Origin of the sequence: Xanthomonas campestris pv. badrii, assembly GCF_012848175.1 — a bacterium.
GTDB classification, from domain to species: Bacteria; Pseudomonadota; Gammaproteobacteria; order Xanthomonadales; family Xanthomonadaceae; genus Xanthomonas; species Xanthomonas campestris_C.
Genome location: NZ_CP051651.1, coordinates 4189320 through 4205285, shown reverse-complemented (window position 1 = coordinate 4205285; position 15966 = coordinate 4189320). Strand labels below are relative to the sequence as shown.

General features: G+C 67.2%; 12 protein-coding genes. 8 read left to right on the top strand and 4 right to left on the bottom strand.

The window, feature by feature from the left end:
- The first annotated feature begins 55 nt into the window (after positions 1-55).
- From HG421_RS17880 to rpmG, 3 genes are all read left to right on the top strand, one after another.
- Positions 56-3253, top strand: coding sequence for an efflux RND transporter permease subunit (locus tag HG421_RS17880; protein WP_169707526.1), 3198 nt, complete (start codon positions 56-58; stop codon positions 3251-3253).
- Between the two features lie 306 nt (positions 3254-3559).
- Positions 3560-3796 (top strand): 50S ribosomal protein L28, encoded by a 237-nt coding sequence (rpmB, locus tag HG421_RS17875; RefSeq protein ID WP_002809459.1) that lies wholly within the window; start codon positions 3560-3562, stop codon positions 3794-3796.
- Between the two features lie 13 nt (positions 3797-3809).
- Complete coding sequence (gene rpmG, locus HG421_RS17870; RefSeq protein ID WP_002809462.1) at positions 3810-3977, top strand: 50S ribosomal protein L33; 168 nt, start codon at positions 3810-3812, stop codon at positions 3975-3977.
- A gap of 255 nt (positions 3978-4232) precedes the next feature.
- On the opposite strand, the gene HG421_RS17865 is transcribed toward rpmG, so the two are convergent.
- The 3 genes from HG421_RS17865 to HG421_RS17855 form a co-directional block, all read right to left on the bottom strand.
- A complete protein-coding gene (locus HG421_RS17865) occupies positions 4233-5255 on the bottom strand; it encodes an amidohydrolase family protein (RefSeq protein WP_169707525.1) in 1023 nt (340 codons plus the stop codon).
- A gap of 75 nt (positions 5256-5330) precedes the next feature.
- Positions 5331-6386, bottom strand: coding sequence for a 4-oxalomesaconate tautomerase (locus tag HG421_RS17860; RefSeq protein ID WP_169707524.1), 1056 nt, complete (start codon positions 6384-6386; stop codon positions 5331-5333).
- A complete protein-coding gene (locus HG421_RS17855; protein WP_169707523.1) occupies positions 6379-7050 on the bottom strand; it encodes a 4-carboxy-4-hydroxy-2-oxoadipate aldolase/oxaloacetate decarboxylase in 672 nt (223 codons plus the stop codon). The genes HG421_RS17860 and HG421_RS17855 overlap by 8 nt, the downstream gene beginning before the upstream one ends.
- 101 nt (positions 7051-7151) lie before the next feature.
- On the opposite strand from HG421_RS17855, the gene HG421_RS17850 reads away from it, so the two are divergent.
- The 4 genes from HG421_RS17850 to uvrD all read left to right on the top strand — a co-directional run bounded on the left by HG421_RS17850 (position 7152) and on the right by uvrD (position 14104).
- On the top strand, positions 7152-8462 hold the full coding sequence (locus HG421_RS17850; RefSeq protein ID WP_169707522.1) for a LysR family transcriptional regulator: 1311 nt from the start codon (positions 7152-7154) through the stop codon (positions 8460-8462).
- A 13-nt stretch (positions 8463-8475) separates the two neighbouring features.
- Positions 8476-9894: a cardiolipin synthase gene (cls, locus tag HG421_RS17845; RefSeq protein WP_169707521.1), complete on the top strand. Its 1419-nt coding sequence runs from the start codon at positions 8476-8478 to the stop codon at positions 9892-9894.
- A gap of 202 nt (positions 9895-10096) precedes the next feature.
- Entirely contained in the window at positions 10097-11491 is a 1395-nt protein-coding gene (locus HG421_RS17840; protein WP_169707520.1) for an FAD/NAD(P)-binding protein, read from the top strand.
- Positions 11492-11917: 426 nt separating this feature from the next.
- Positions 11918-14104: a DNA helicase II gene (uvrD, locus tag HG421_RS17835; RefSeq protein WP_169707519.1), complete on the top strand. Its 2187-nt coding sequence runs from the start codon at positions 11918-11920 to the stop codon at positions 14102-14104.
- A gap of 494 nt (positions 14105-14598) precedes the next feature.
- Here the strand turns inward: uvrD and HG421_RS17830 are convergent, their stop codons facing one another.
- Positions 14599-14793 carry a hypothetical protein gene (locus tag HG421_RS17830; protein WP_169707518.1) on the bottom strand — a complete coding sequence of 65 codons (195 nt, stop codon included), beginning with the start codon at positions 14791-14793 and terminating at the stop codon, positions 14599-14601.
- Positions 14794-15069: 276 nt separating this feature from the next.
- On the opposite strand from HG421_RS17830, the gene HG421_RS17825 reads away from it, so the two are divergent.
- Positions 15070-15651 carry a sugar O-acetyltransferase gene (locus HG421_RS17825; protein WP_169707517.1) on the top strand — a complete coding sequence of 194 codons (582 nt, stop codon included), beginning with the start codon at positions 15070-15072 and terminating at the stop codon, positions 15649-15651.
- Positions 15652-15966 lie beyond the last annotated feature (315 nt).

Genomic DNA, 15966 nt, shown 5'->3' with positions numbered 1-15966 from the left:
GACGAGGGGGGCGGCCGGCGCACTGTATTGCCGCGTATGCACGGGGGGGCGTGTCATGCTGACCAATATCATTCGCTTTGCGATCGCGCAGCGGTGGTTGGTGCTGGCGTTGACGGGCGTGCTGATCGCGATCGGGGCGTGGAGTTTTTCGCGCTTGCCGATCGATGCGACGCCGGATATCACCAATGTGCAGGTGCAGGTCAATACCGCAGCGCCGGGGTATTCGCCGCTGGAATCCGAGCAGCGGGTAACCTTTCCACTTGAGACGGTGCTGGCGGGCTTGCCGGGGCTGGAGTCCACGCGTTCGTTGTCGCGCTACGGGTTGTCGCAGGTGACGGCCGTGTTTGCCGATGGCACCGATCTGTACTTTGCGCGGCAGCAGGTGGCCGAGCGTTTGCAGCAGGTCAAATCGCAGTTGCCGGCCGAACTGGAGCCGCAACTGGGGCCGATTGCCACCGGCCTGGGCGAGATCTTCATGTACACCGTGGAGGCCAAGCCGAATGCGCGCAAACCCGATGGCACCGCGTGGACGGCGACCGACCTGCGTACCCTGCAGGATTGGGTGGTGCGGCCGCAGCTACGCAATGTGCCCGGCGTCACCGAGGTCAACACCATCGGCGGCTATGCGCGGCAGATCCATATCACGCCCGATCCTGCGCGGCTGGTCGCGCTGGGTTTCACCCTGGACGACGTGGCGCGGGCGGTAGAGGCCAACAACCGCAACATCGGTGCCGGTTATATCGAACGCAACGGGCAGCAGTTTCTGGTGCGCGTACCAGGGCAGGTGGACGACATCGCGCAGATCGGCGCGATCGTACTGGATCGCCGCCAAGGCGTGCCGATCCGGGTGCGCGATGTGGCGCTGGTCGGCGAAGGGCGCGAGCTGCGCACCGGGGCGGCCACGCAGGACGGCAGCGAAGTGGTCCTCGGCACGGTGTTCATGCTGGTCGGTGCCAACAGCCGCACCGTGTCGCAGGCCGCTGCGCAGCGCCTGAAAGTGGCCAACGCCAGCCTGCCGGCCGGCGTGCAGGCAGCGCCGGTGTACGACCGCACCGCATTGGTGGACCGCACCATCGTCACCGTCGCCAAGAATCTGATCGAAGGCGCCTTGCTGGTGATCGTGGTGTTGTTCCTGTTGCTGGGCAATGTGCGTGCGGCCCTGATCACCGCGGCGGTGATTCCGCTGGCGATGCTGTTCACCCTCACCGGCATGGTGCGCGGTGGCGTGTCCGGCAACCTGATGAGCCTGGGCGCGCTGGATTTCGGCCTGATCGTCGATGGTGCGGTGATCATCGTGGAGAACTGCCTGCGCCGCTTCGGCCAAGCGCAGCTGCGGCTGGGGCGCGTGCTCGAGCGCGATGAGCGTTTCGAATTGACGGCCGAGGCCACCGCCGAGGTGATCCGCCCCAGCCTGTTCGGCCTGGGCATCATCACCGCGGTGTATCTGCCGGTGTTCGCGCTCAGCGGCATCGAAGGCAAGATGTTCCACCCGATGGCGATCACCGTGGTGCTGGCGCTGAGCGGTGCGATGCTGCTGTCGCTGACCTTCGTGCCGGCGGCGATCGCGTTGTTGCTCGGCGGCAAGGTGGCCGAGCATGAGAACCGCGCGATGCGCTGGGCGCGCGGTGTGTATGCGCCGTTGCTCGATCGCGCGCTGCGCCACGGACGCTGGATCGGTATTGCGGCCCTTGCGACGGTGGCGTTATGCACCGTGCTGGCCACGCGGCTGGGCAGCGAGTTCATCCCCAACCTGGACGAAGGCGATGTAGCGCTGCATGCCTTGCGCATTCCCGGCACCAGCCTGGATCAGGCCATCACCATGCAATCCACGCTGGAACAACGCATCAAGCAGTTTCCGGAAGTGGCGCATGTGTTCGGCAAGCTCGGCACTGCCGAAGTGGCGACCGACCCGATGCCACCATCGGTGGCCGATACGTTTTTGATCATGCATCCGCGTGATCGATGGCCGGATCCACGCAAGCCCAAGGCGCAATTGCTCGCCGAGATCGCGCAGGCGGTGAAGCAACTACCCGGCAACAACTACGAGTTCACCCAGCCGATCCAGATGCGCATGAACGAGCTGATTTCCGGCGTGCGTGCGGACGTGGCGATCAAGGTCTATGGCGACGATCTGGACACCTTGCTCGCACTGGGCCAACGCGTGCAGGCCATCGCCAGTGCGGTGCCCGGCGCCGCCGACGTCAGCCTGGAACAGGCCACCGGCCTGCCGATGCTGGCGGTGGTGCCCGACCGCGCCGCGCTGGCCGGCTATGGGCTCAATCCCGGTGTGGTGCAGGACACCGTGGCCGCCGCGGTGGGCGGGCAGCAGGCCGGGCAATTGTTCGAAGGCGACCGCCGTTTCGACATCGTGGTACGGCTACCCGAGGACCTGCGTCAGGACCCGGCCGCCTTGGCGGACCTGCCGATCCCGCTGCGTGGCGATGGCGAGCGCGGCGATGTCGACGAATCCAGCCGCGTGGCCGGCTGGCGTAGCGGCGCGCCGACCACCGTGCCGTTGCGTGAGGTCGCCAGGATCGAGACCGTGCTCGGCCCGAACCAGATCAACCGCGAAGACGGCAAGCGCCGCATCGTGATCACCGCCAATGTGCGCGAGCGCGATCTGGGCAGCTTCGTGGCCGAGGTGCGCCAGCGTGTGCAGACGGAGGTCGCATTGCCCACCGGTTACTGGATCGGCTACGGCGGCACCTTCGAGCAACTGATCTCCGCCAGCCAACGCCTGGCCTGGGTGGTGCCGGGCACCTTGCTGCTGATCTTCGCACTGCTGTATTGGTCGTTCGGCTCGCTGCGCGATGCGCTGGTGGTATTCAGCGGCGTACCGCTGGCGCTGACCGGCGGCGTGGTGGCCCTGGCCGCGCGCGGATTGGCACTGTCGATCTCGGCCGGCGTGGGCTTTATCGCGTTGTCGGGCGTGGCGGTGCTCAACGGCCTGGTGATGATCGCCTTTATCCGCAGCCTGCGGGCCGAGGGCATGCCGCTGGAGCAGGCATTGCGCGAAGGCGCGCTCGCCCGCCTGCGGCCGGTGCTGGTGACCGCACTGGTCGCCGCGCTGGGCTTCGTGCCGATGGCCTTCAACGTCGGCGCCGGTGCCGAGGTGCAGCGCCCGCTGGCCACGGTGGTGATCGGCGGCATCGTCTCGTCCACCTTGCTCACCTTGCTGGTGTTGCCGGTGCTGTACCGCTGGTTGCACCGCGAGCGGCCCGGGCGGCGTGCACCGAGGCCGGCTGAGGCATGACACGATCCCGGCAGGCGCGTCTGCCGGGATTCGGGTGGCCGCAAGCGCAAACAAGGGCCAGGCAGGCATGGCTGCCGTGCGCCGGGCTAGGGTGGTGCAGGCTAAGTGCTTGCGGCACAAGGAATTGCCGTGCATAATGCGCGGCTCGCTGTGCCCGGATCGCTCCGGATGGCGGCACCCAGCGCGATGGGGTTGCCGGCCGGTTCCAGCGTAAGTTATTGATTCCCAACGTTGCGTGGCAGCTTGATGCTGTCGGGGCCGCCGCTCCCCAGGCTATGGGTGGCAATTCATTTATCGAGGTGCGTAATGTCCCGCGTATGCCAAGTGTCCGGCAAGCGTGTGCAGACGGGTAACAACGTCTCCCACGCAAACAACAGAACCCGTCGTCGCTTCCTGCCCAACCTGCACGAGCGCCGTTTCTGGGTCGCCAGCGAAAACCGCTGGGTGAAGCTCCGTGTCTCCGCGCATGCATTGCGCACCATCGACAAGAACGGGATCGATGCCGTTCTGAAAGAGCTGCGTGCGCGCGGCGAAAAGGTCTGAGGAGTAAGCAGTCATGGCAAAAGGCAAGCGTGACAAGATTCGTATGATTTCCTCGGCCGCTACCGGCCACTTCTACACCACGGACAAGAACAAGAAAAACACGCCGGGGAAGATGGAAATGATGAAGTACGACCCGGTCGTGCGTAAGCACGTGATGTACAAGGAAGGCAAGATCAAGTAATCCACCGATTACGCGATCTGCGCCCAAGCAAACACCCGCCGCAAGGCGGGTGTTTGCGTTTGTATCGAGCCCCTCTCCCACCGGGAGAGGGGTTGGGGTGAGGGTACGGGGCGAAGCCGCCGCAATTGTTTTGAGTGCACGAGGCTTCGCACGTACCCTCATCCGCCCTACGGGCACCTTCTCCCCCATAAAGGAGGACAATGTCCCAATGGGAGAAGGGAGCAATAACAGGAAGCGCGCCGTGCAACGCCGCCGTCAAAGCCCACGCGCACGCAGCTGTGCGTCCAGGCGCGGATACACGCGCCGCGCATTGCCTTCGAACACCTTGCGCTTGTCGGCGTCGGAGATCGCCAATGCGTCGATGTAGCGTTTGGTGTCGTCGAAGTAATGCCCCGTCTGCGGGTCGATGCCGCGTACCGCGCCGACCATTTCCGAGCCGAACAGGATGTTGTCGATGTCGATGACTTCGAACAACAGGTCGATGCCGGGCTGGTGATAGACGCAGGTATCGAAGAACACATTGCGCATCACGTGCGTGGCCAATGGCGGCTTGCCCAGCATGTCGGCCAGGCCGCGAAAGCGACCCCAGTGGTACGGCACCGCGCCACCGCCGTGCGGGATGATGAAGCGCAACTCGGGAAAGTCGGTAAACAGGTCGCCTTCCAGGAACTGCATGAAGGCGGTGGTGTCGGCGTTGAGATAATGCGCGCCGGTGGCGTGGAAATTGGCGTTGCAGCTGCCCGAGACGTGCACCATCGCCGGCACGTCCAGTTCCACCATCTTCTCGAAGAACGGGTACCAGGTGCGGTCGGTCAGCGGCACGCCATTCCAGTGGCCGCCGGACGGATCGGGATTGAGATTGCAGCCGACAAACCCGAGCTCGGTGACGCAGCGTTCCAGCTCGGCGATCGAGTGTGCGATCGACACGCCCGGCGATTGCGGCAACTGGCAGACGCCGATAAAGGTGTGCGGATACAACTGCACCACGCGCGCGATCAGATCGTTGCAGTGACGCGTCCACACCTGGCTCACGGCGTCATTGCCGATATGATGGGCCATGGTGCTGGCGCGTGGCGAAAAGATGGTCATGTCGGCGCCGCGCTCGCGCAGCAGGCGCAATTGGTGCTGCTCTACGCTTTCGCGCAGCTGGTCGTCGGAGATCTGCGGATACACCGGCGCTGCCAGACCCGGGTCGTTGTAGTGCGCAATCTGCGCCTTGCGAAACGCATCGTGCGCGGCAGGCGCGGTGGTGTAGTGGCCGTGGCAATCGATGATCATGGCAATGCTCGTCGCGATGCGGGGAGAGGGGATGCTGCGCAGTCAAACGCCGGCGCACAGGGTTGGGTGTTGTGCTTACACAAACAACTCACCATCGAACAGTTTGCGTGCGGTCCTGATGACCGCAGCGCGCACCACTGCGCCGCCTGCGTCGCACTCGATGAGGCAGCTGCTCATGCCGCTCGGATGCTCCACCTCCACCTGCTGGGCGCTGCCGCCAGGCAATTGCGCCAGGGCATGCGCGGGCGCGTCCGGCAGCAGGCAGGCGGTGGCGACGCTGACCGCACCCAGCACGCCGACGGACGCGTGGCAGCGATGCGGAATGAACGAGCGCACGCTGATCGCACCACCGTTGCGCGGTTCGGCCACCAGCATCATCTTCGGCACCGTCGCAGCGCCGACATCGCCCAGCCGCATCAACGGGCCCGCCTGCAGGCGAATGGATTCCAGCCGCGCCTTGAGCGAGGTATCCGCATCCAGCGTGGCGCGGTCCTCATAGCCGCTGATTCCCATATCGCTGGCGCGCAGCACCACGCAGGGCATGCCATTGTCGATCAGGGTGAGCGGCACGCCATCGAGCATGTCCATTGCCCGTCCGGTGGGCAGCAGCGCGCCACAGGACGAGCCGGCGATGTCGGCAAAGGCCAGTGCGACCGGGGCGGCGGTACCCGGCACGCCATCGATGCGGGTGTCGCCGCTGTAACGCACCTGGCCGCCAGGCGTGCGCACGCTGGCGGTGGCCAGGGTGCCGGTGTTGCGCATGAAGATGCGCACGTCGGTGATGCCATCGCGCGCCGGCAGCAGGCCGCGCTCCAGCGCGAATGGGCCAACACCGGCCAGCATGTTGCCGCAGTTCTGCGTATCGCTGACCTGCGCCTGGTCCACGGCCACCTGCAGGAACAGGTACTCCACGTCGGCATCGGCGCGCGTCGAACGCGACACCACCGCCACCTTGGAGGTCAGCGGGTCGGCGCCGCCCATCCCGTCGATCTGGCGCAGGTCCGGCGAGCCATAGGCGCGCAGCAGTAAGGCATCGCGCGCGGCGATGTCGCCGGGCAGATCCTCGGCCAGGAAGAAGCCGCCCTTGGAGGTGCCGCCACGCATCCACATCGCGCGGACGCGCTCAGACATAGCGCAGTCCCTTGGCCGCCAACCGCTCGCGCATCGCGTAGATGTCCAGGCCCAGTTCGCCGCGTGCCAGCCGCTCGCGCTTGAGCGCCTCGCGCGCCTCGCGCGCCTGCGCTTCAGCCAGCACCTCGGCGGCGCGTTCGCGCGGCACCGCGCATACGCCGTCGTCGTCGGCCACCACCACATCGCCTGGCTGCACCAGCTGCCCGGCGCAGACCAGCGGCACGTTGACCGAGCCCAGCGTCTCCTTGATGGTGCCCTGCGCGCAGATGGCGCGGCTCCAGGCCGGGAACTGCATGGCGGTGAGGTCGCGCACGTCGCGCACGCCGGCATCGATGATCAGCCCGCGGCAGCCGCGCGCCTGCGCCGAGGTAGCCAGCAGGTCGCCGAAGTAGCCGTCGCAGCAGTCGCTGGTGGGTGCCACCACCAGCACGTCGCCGGGCTGCAGCTGTTCGATGGCAACATGCATCATCCAGTTGTCGCCGGGCGGCACCGACACCGTGACCGCGGTGCCGGCGACCCGGCAACCGGCATAGATCGGGCGCAGCCGATGGTGCAGCAGGCCGCGACGGCCCTGCGCCTCGTGCACGGTGGCCACCCCAGCCTGCGCCAGTCCGTCGACGATGGCGATGGGCGCGCGCGCGACCTGGGTGACGACCTGGCTCATCCATCCATCCTCGTTAGTGATGCGCCGAGTCTGCGCGGCGAGAGTCAACGCGCTCAAGATTCATTTGAGGTATGCGTATTGGTTTTGCTTATAGTTAGAGCATGCCGCCGCTACCGGAACCGAATCTCCGCCATCTGCATGCCCTGGCCGTCGTGCAGCGGCTGGGCAGCATCAGCGCGGCCGCGCCGCAGGTGAACCTGTCCCAGCCCGCCCTCACCCAGGCAGTGGCGCGGCTGGAACAGCAGCTGGGCGTGCGCCTGTTCGACCGGCAGCCGGGCGGGATGCTGGCCACCGAGGCCACCGGCCTGGTGGTGCCGCGGATCGAGCGCGCGCTGGCGCATCTGGGCCGCGGCCTCCGGGTGGCGCGGCGCGCGCTGCGCTTGCCCGCCCGCCCGGGGCTGGAGCGGCGGGTATCGCTGGGGCAGTTGCAGGCACTGGTGGCGGTGGAGGCGGCGGGCAGCTATTCGCTGGCGGCAGTGCAGCTGGGCGTGTCGCAGCCGGCGGTCTACCGCGCGGTGCAGTCCCTGGCCGATGTGATCGAAGTGCCGCTGACGGTGCGCCGCGGCAAGGCGGTGCAGCCCACGCCGGTGGCCGAACGGCTGCTGCGGCAGGTACGGCTGGCGCTGGCCGAGGTTCGCGCCGCGCTCGATGAAGTGGCCGCCCTGCGCTCGCAGCACGCCGGCCGGGTGGTGGTGGGGGTGATGCCACTGGCCCGCGCGATCCTGCTGCCGCAGGTGCTGGCCCGCTTTGCGCGCGCGCACCCGGCCGCCAGCATCAGCGTGGTCGAAGGGCCGTATGCGGAACTGCTTGCCCATCTGCGCGACGGTGGGCTGGACCTGCTGATCGGCGCGCTGCGCGAGCGCCTGCCGGTGCGCGATGTGCTGCAGGAAGCGCTGTTCGACGACGAGCCGGTGATCGTGGCGCGCAGCGCCCACCCGCTGGCCGGGCATCCCTACGGATTTGCGCAGTTGCTCGACTACCCGTGGGTGATCGCCGCGGCCGGCACCCCGGTGCGCGAGCGCTGGGAGCGCATGTTCCGCGACCGCCAGCTGGAGCCGCCGCCGCTGCGCATCGAATGCGGGGCCGAACTCACCGTGCGCGGGCTGTTACTGGAAGGCGACTGGCTGACCCTGATGTCGCGCGACCAGTTCCTGTTCGAACGCCGCGCCGGGCTGCTGTGCGAAATCGGCCGTGCCGGGCCGCAGCTGCGCCGGCAGATCGGCATCACCTTGCGCAGCGACTGGCATCCCACCCGCGCGCAAACGGCATTCGTGCAGACGCTGCGGCAGGTCTGCGCCGAGCGCGTGCGGCCGGCAGTCTCGGAAGCGGGGCCCTTTCGCCATTGCGGACAGGCCGGTGGCAGCACGCCGTTGCGTTCACGTCCGGCCGGGTCAGAATCGGCTTCCTCATGAGAACGGAGCGCCAATGCTGCCGGATGTGGTGACAGGCACCTGGCTGCTGGCGCTGGACTGGGTGATCCGCCTGGCCGCGCTGCTGTGGATTCCCGCCCGCACCACGCCCGGGGCGGCGCGCAGCTGGCTGTTGCTGATCGGGTTCGTGCCGGTGGTGGGCTTGCCGCTGTACCTGCTGTTCGGCCACCCGTGGCTGTCGCGCCTGCGCGTGGAGCGCCAGGCCACCGCCTCGCAGGTGATCCGCGAACAACAACTGCCGTTGCATGCATTGCGCTGGCAGCCGCCGGCCGACACCAGCAGTGCCGAAGTGGTGCCGTTGATCGAGCGGCAGGGCGACTTCATGCCGACCCTGGGCAATGCAGTGGAACTGCTCGACGACTACGCACACTCGCTGCAGGCCCTGATCACGGCAATCGATGCGGCCGAACAACGCGTGCACCTGCTGTACTACCTGATGTTCGACGATGCCGTGGGCGATGCAGTGGTGGCCGCGCTGGAGCGTGCGCAGGCGCGCGGCGTGCGCTGCCGCGTGCTGCTGGATGCGGTGGGCGCCAAGCGCGGCCTGCGCCGCTATCGCAAGCGCCTGCTGGCCGGCGGCATCGAGGTGCTTTCGGTATTGCCCGGTGGCCTGCGCTGGCGTCGCAGCGGGCGCATGGATCTGCGTAACCACCGCAAGATTGCGGTGATCGACAATCAGGTGGGTTTTGTCGGCTCGCAGAATCTGGCCGAGGCCGGCTTCATCGATGGGGTGCCCAACCGCGAACTGGTGGCGCGTGTGCGCGGGCCGGTGGTCAATCACCTGGAAGCGGTGTTCGCCAGCGACTGGTTCACCGAAACCGGGCAGCGCCTGGATGTGTGGCCGGACGCACCGGTGTGCCAGGCCAATATCGCCACCCAGTTGCTGCCGAGCGGGCCGGCGTATCCGTTCGAGAACGCGCGCGATGCGATCAATGCGGTGATCCACCTGGCACGGCGCAAGGTAGTGCTGGTCACGCCGTACTTCGTGCCGGACGAGGCCTTGCTCAGCGCGTTGCGCATCGCCGCGGTATCGGGCGTTGAGGTGCAGCTGATCCTGTCGGAGAGCAATAACCAGCGGCTGGCAGCCTGGGCGCAAGAGGCCTACTTCGACGAGCTGCTGCGCTGCGGGGTGAAGATTGCGCTGTACCGCCCGCACTTCCTGCATGCCAAGCACCTGAGCATGGACGAGGACATCGCGCTGGTGGGCTCGATCAACCTGGATATCCGCTCGTTCGCGCTGAATGCCGAGATCGGCATGCTCTGCTACGACCGTGGCGTGGTGCAGCGGCTGCGCCAGATCGAACAGGACTATCTGGCCAATGCGCGCCCGCTGGAGTTGGAGCAGTGGCGGCGCCGCCCGGCCTGGCGCCGCAGCCGCGAGGGCATCGCGCGGCTGGCCGATGCGTTGATGTAGGGCGGGTGCGGCATGCTGCGCTGACGGCGTCGATCGTCAACGGCGGACCGTTTGATCGGCGTGCAGCAGCGTGCGCCAGGTTGAGCATGGTCGCGCGCACACGCCGGCCGAGGCCTCAGCCAGCGGCTGGCGTGGCTGGGTCGTGTGTGCAGGGTCGGGCATCTGTTATCGGCGCGACGCCGGCATCGCCTACAATCGCGGCATGACTGAACTGCACAATCACGGCGATGCGGTGATCGCCATCGTCGGCGGTGGCGCTTCAGGTGTGTTGGTGGCAGTGCAGTTATTGCAACAGGCGACCACGCCGGTGCGGATCGAGTTGATCGAACCGCATCCGGTGCTGGGCGAGGGCGTGGCGTATTCCACCGCGCGTGCCGAACACCTGCTCAACGTGCCGGCGGCGCGCATGAGTGCGCTGGTCGATGCGCCGCAGGACTTCGTTGCCTATCTGCGCGCGCATGCGTGTTGCCCGGAGCTGGACGATGCGCAGCTGGCGCAGCACTTCGTGGGGCGGCGGCATTACGCGCCGTACCTGCGTGAGCGCCTGCAGGCAGCAGTTGCCGCCAGCCCGGCCAGCCTGCACGTGCGCAGCGCACGTGTGCAGCGGCTGCACCCCACCGCGCAGGGCGCGCAGGTACAGCTGGACGATGGGCACACGCTGCAAGCCGATGCCGTGGTGCTGGCGGTGGGCAATGCGTTGCGGCCGCTGCCGGTGCGTGGCGCTACCGGCCTGTCGCCAACCCAGCGCATCGAGGCCTGGGACACCGAGGCCGTGGCTGCACTGCCGCCGGAGGCGGCGGTGTGCATCGTCGGTTCCGGCCTGAGCATGGCCGACACCGTGGTGACGCTGGCTGCGCAGGCGCATCGCGGCGCGGTGCATGTGGTTTCGCGGCACGGTCTGTTGCCGTTGCCGCACGCGCATGGCGGCAGCGCCGACTTCGATCCGCAGCCGCTGCTGGCACTGTCGCTGCGCGCGCGCCTGCGCCGCCTGCGCCAGCATGCGCGGGACGCGCTGGCGCAGGGGCGGCCGTGGCAAAGCGTGATGGAACGGATCCGCCCGCTGAGCCAGGCGCTGTGGCAGACGCTGTCGGTGGACGACCAGCGCCGCTTCCTGCGTCATGTGGTGCGCCATTGGGATGTGCATCGCCATCGCATTGCCGCGCCGGTGCATGCGCAGCTGCAGGCGATGCAGGCGCGCGGGCAACTGCAGCTGCACCGGGCGCGGCTGGATGTGGCGTTCGAAGTGGGCGCCTGCGTGCGGGTCAGTGCCGGGGCCGCCAGTGCCGGGCACGCGCTGCAGCTGGATGTGCACACGCTGGTCAACGCCACCGGCGTGGAAATGCGCGTGCAGGCGATGCGCAACCCCTTGCTGCAGCAATTGCTGGGCCAGGGCATTGCGGTGGCCGGGCCGCATGGCATTGGAGTGGACACCGCCGCCGACGGCAGCCTGATCGATGCCGATGGCCAGGCCAACCCACGCGTGCGGGTGATCGGCAGCCTGCGCATCGGCTCGCTGTGGGAGAGCCTGGCGGTGCCGGAACTGCGCGAGCAGGCTGCGGCCATTGCGCGGGATGTGTTGCTGCAGCTGGAGCGCTGATAGGCGTGTGCGGACCGGAAATGCAGCTTGGCTGCCGTCTCCGTCCGTGACGCTGGCCGCTTCGATGGGCAAAGGCGACGCATAGCGCCGATGAGGGTGCGAGTAAAGCCTCGGGTGACCCGCAATGCGTCGTGGCTGCGCCTCTTGCCCTCACCCCAACCCCTCTCCCGCAGGCGGGAGAGGGGCTCTGCCACGGCGAGCATCTGCCTGTGCTCTTGCAGGCGGGAAAACAATCAGCGTCGCGCCTTCTCTGGCGAGCGGCAGAGCAATCAGCGTCCCGCCTTCTCTGGCAGGCGGCAGAGCAACCACTCTCCTGCCTTCCCCCGCCTGCGGGGGAAGGTGCCCGCAGGGCGGATGGGGGCAGCAATCCCAGCCCCTTCATCGCAATCTCAGCCGCAGCGACGCCACAACCGGTAAAATGCGCCGGTGGATGTCTCTCATTTGCTCGATCATCTAAACCCCGCCCAGCGCGAGGCCGTTTCCGCGCCGCCGGGGCATTACCTCGTGCTGGCCGGCGCCGGCTCCGGCAAGACGCGCGTGCTGATCCATCGCATCGCCTGGCTCAACGAAGTCCAGGGCGTGCCCAACCACGGCATCTTCGCGGTGACCTTCACCAACAAGGCCGCCGGCGAAATGCGCCACCGCACCGACCTGCAGCTGCGCAACGGCAGCCGCGGGATGTGGATCGGCACCTTTCACGGGCTGGCGCATCGCCTGCTGCGCCTGCATTGGCAGGACGCGCGGCTGCCGGAAGGCTTCCAGGTCATGGACAGCGACGATCAGCTGCGGCTGGTCAAGCGCGTGGTGCAGTCGCTGGAGCTGGACGAAGGCAAGTACCCACCCAAGCAACTGAGCTGGTGGATCAACGAACAGAAGGACGAAGGCCGCCGTCCGCAGCATATCCAGCCCGAGCCCAACGACGACTGGACCGAGGTGCGCCGGCAGGTGTATGCCGCCTACCAGGAACGCTGCGACCGCTCCGGCCTGCTGGATTTTGCCGAGTTGCTGTTGCGCGCGCATGAGCTGTTGCGCGATACGCCGGCGCTGCTGGCGCACTACCGCGCACGCTTCCGCGAAATTCTGGTGGACGAGTTCCAGGACACCAACGCCATCCAGTACGCCTTCGTGCGGGTGCTGGCCGGCGAATCGGGCAATGTGTTCGTGGTGGGCGACGACGACCAGGCCATCTATGGCTGGCGCGGCGCCAAGGTCGAGAACGTGCAGCGCTTCCTGAAGGACTTCCCCGGCGCGCAGACCGTGCGGCTGGAGCAGAACTACCGTTCCAGCGCCAATATCCTGGGCGCGGCCAATGCGGTGATCGCGCACAACCCGGACCGCATCGGCAAGCAGCTGTGGACCGACTCGGGCGATGGCGACCCGATCGATCTGTATGCGGCCTACAACGAAGTGGACGAAGCCCGCTATGTGGTCGAGCGCGCGCGCCAATGGGTGCGCGATGGCGGCAGCTATGGCGAAGTGGCGGTGCTCTACCGCAGCAACGCGCAATCGCGCGCGCTGGAAGAGGCGCTGATCTCCGAACAGCTGCCCTACCGCGTGTATGGCGGCATGCGCTTCTTCGAGCGCGCCGAAATCAAGGACGCACTGGCCTACCTGCGCCTGCTCACCAACCGCAGCGACGACGCCGCGTTCGAACGCGCGGTCAATACGCCCACCCGTGGGATCGGCGACCGCACGCTGGACGAAGTGCGCCGGCTGGCGCGCGCCAATGCGCTGTCGTTGTGGGAAGCGGCGATGCTGGCCACGCAGGAAAACAGCCTGGCCGCACGCGCGCGCAACGCCCTGGCCGGCTTCCTCAGCCTGGTCGGCCAGCTGCATGCCGAAACCGGGCAGATGGAACTGGCCGAACGCATCGACCACGTGCTGATGCGTTCGGGCCTGCGCGATCACTGGGCGAAAGAGAGCCGCGGTGGGCTGGATTCGGAATCGCGCACCGAGAACCTGGACGAACTGGTCTCGGTCGCCTCACGCTTCACCCGGCCGGACGATGAAGACAGCCAGGGCATGACCGAGCTGGTCGCGTTCCTGGCTTATGCGTCGCTGGAAGCCGGCGAAGGCCAGGCGCAGGCCGGCGAGGAAGGCGTGCAGTTGATGACGCTGCATTCGGCCAAGGGCCTGGAGTTCCCGATCGTGTTCCTGGTCGGGCTGGAGGACGGCCTGTTCCCCAGTGCGCGCTCGCTGGAAGAAACCGGCCGGCTGGAAGAAGAGCGCCGCCTGGCCTATGTGGGCATCACCCGCGCGCGGCAGAAACTGGTGCTGTGCTACGCCGAATCGCGGCGCATCCACGGGCAGGACAACTACAACGTGCCCTCGCGCTTCCTGCGCGAGATCCCGCGCGATCTGCTCAACGAAGTGCGCCCGAAGGTGCAGGTCTCGCGCACTGCATCGCTTGGCGCGGCACGTGGTGGCCCGGTGCACGGCATCGTGGAGACGGCGCCGATCAAGCTTGGCGCCAATGTCGAGCACCCCAAATTTGGGGGCGGCGTGGTCGTGGACTACGAAGGTGCCGGCGCGCATGCGCGGGTGCAGGTGCAGTTCGACGACGTCGGCGCCAAGTGGCTGGTGATGGCCTACGCGAATTTGACGGTGGTGTAGTCGGCGGCTGCTTCCAGCGGTGTGGTGCTGTCTTGAACGATGGCAATTGGTTGCGCTGGAACAGCCACAGCGCTCCTTGCACCGGCGCCGATAACGGTCCCATGGTGACGTGCCACCAGCCGGCTGCTGAGATTTCATGCCTTCGTCGTGCCCTCACCCCATCCCCTCTCCCGCAGGCGGGAGAGGGGCAAGTGTGTGTGTGCTGGCGTGAGTTCCCATGCCGTTGAGACATCCGGGCTGGCACGCCCCGCTTGGCTCCCTTCCCCCGCCTGCGGGGGAAGGTGACCGAAGGGCGGATGGGGGCAGTCGATCGACTCATCCAGCGCCGTCCAGCATCCGTCGCCCGCGTTGGCGTGGCAAGGAGGCCGCCCGCGCGTACTCGTGCCTCGATGACATCGCTGCAACGCGACAGCAAGACCCGGACATTGGCCGTGCTCCCTTCCCCCGCCTGCGGGGGAAGGTGCCCGAAGGGCGGATGGGGGCACTCGATCACCTCATCCAGCGCCGTCCAGCATCCATCGCCGGTCGTAGCAGGGCAGGAAGACCGCGTGTGCTCGTGCCTCGATGACATCGCTGCAACGCGACAGCAAGACCCGGACATTGGCCGTGCTCCCTTCCCCCGCCTGCGGGGGAAGGTGCCCGAAGGGCGGATGGGGGAAGTCGATCACCTCATCCAGCACCTTCAGCATCCGTCGCCGGTCGTAGCAGGGCAGGAAGGCCGCACGTGCTCGTGCCTCGATGACATCGCTGCAACGCGACAGCAAGACCCGGACATTGGCCGTGCTCCCTTCCCCCGCCTGCGGGGGAAGGTGCCCGAAGGGCGGATGGGGGCAGTCGATCGACTCATCCAGCACCTTCGTACAGATGCCAACCTGCCGAGACCCATTGGTGCATCGCGCGGTGCATTCGCCGCTGCATCCGTGACACCCTGCAGGCCGACTTCACGACATGCAGGACGCAAAGCCATGCAGACAGAAAAACAGAAGATGCTGGCAGGCGAACTGTACAGCGCGACCGACCCGCAGCTGCAGGCCGATCAAGCGGCCGCGGCCGAGTGGATGCTGCGCTACAACGCCGCTGTGGTGCAGACCTCAGCACAGCGCCATGCACTGTTGCGGGAGCGCCTGGCCGAGGTGGGCGACGGTGCGGTGATTCGTGCGCCATTCCATTGCGATTACGGCTACAACATCCGTCTGGGTGCAGGGGTGTTCCTCAACTTCAACTGCGTGATCCTGGATATCTGCGAGGTGCGCATTGGCGACGGCACGCAGATCGGCCCTGGCGTGCAGATCTACGCGGCCGATCATCCGCGCGATGCCGCCGGACGTGCCAGCGGCCTGGAATTCGGGCGGCCGATCCGCATCGGGCGCAATGTGTGGATCGGCGGCGGGGCGATCATCCTGCCGGGCGTGACCATCGGCGACGATGCGTTGATCGGCGCCGGTGCGGTGGTCACCCGCGATGTCCCGGCAGGGGCGACCGCGGTCGGCAATCCGGCACGCCTGCGCGAGATGCGCCCGGACCCGGATGCGGTTGCCACCGATTGAGCGCCACGCATGCCGAGTCGCGGTCTTCGTTGTCGATCGCAGATGCGCTGCGCGGCGTGCATCATGGAGGCAGGAACAGCAGGAAAGCGCTGACAGCAACAGAAACAGCAGCAACAGCAAAAACAACAACAACAACAACAACAACAACAACAACAACAACAACAACAACAACAACAACAACAGCACAACTGCAACCTCTCGATCATCCAGCCAGCACCAGCACCAGCACCGGCAACACAATCAAAGCAGCAACATCGGCAGCATCACCCCAACGCGGTCCCAACACAGCCAGCAACATCGCCGCACTGATCCGCA

Coding starts and splice junctions, on each gene's coding strand:
- HG421_RS17860 (WP_169707524.1), bottom strand. CDS start 6,386: ATGTCTGAGCGCGTCCGCGCGATGTGGATGCGTGGCGGCACCTCCAAG.
- HG421_RS17830 (WP_169707518.1), bottom strand. CDS start 14,793: ATGCTGAAGGTGCTGGATGAGGTGATCGACTTCCCCCATCCGCCCTTC.
- HG421_RS17865 (WP_169707525.1), bottom strand. CDS start 5,255: ATGATCATCGATTGCCACGGCCACTACACCACCGCGCCTGCCGCGCAC.
- HG421_RS17850 (WP_169707522.1), top strand. CDS start 7,152: ATGCCGCCGCTACCGGAACCGAATCTCCGCCATCTGCATGCCCTGGCC.
- HG421_RS17840 (WP_169707520.1), top strand. CDS start 10,097: ATGACTGAACTGCACAATCACGGCGATGCGGTGATCGCCATCGTCGGC.
- HG421_RS17880 (WP_169707526.1), top strand. CDS start 56: ATGCTGACCAATATCATTCGCTTTGCGATCGCGCAGCGGTGGTTGGTG.
- rpmB (WP_002809459.1), top strand. CDS start 3,560: ATGTCCCGCGTATGCCAAGTGTCCGGCAAGCGTGTGCAGACGGGTAAC.
- HG421_RS17825 (WP_169707517.1), top strand. CDS start 15,070: ATGCAGACAGAAAAACAGAAGATGCTGGCAGGCGAACTGTACAGCGCG.
- rpmG (WP_002809462.1), top strand. CDS start 3,810: ATGGCAAAAGGCAAGCGTGACAAGATTCGTATGATTTCCTCGGCCGCT.
- HG421_RS17855 (WP_169707523.1), bottom strand. CDS start 7,050: ATGAGCCAGGTCGTCACCCAGGTCGCGCGCGCGCCCATCGCCATCGTC.
- cls (WP_169707521.1), top strand. CDS start 8,476: ATGCTGCCGGATGTGGTGACAGGCACCTGGCTGCTGGCGCTGGACTGG.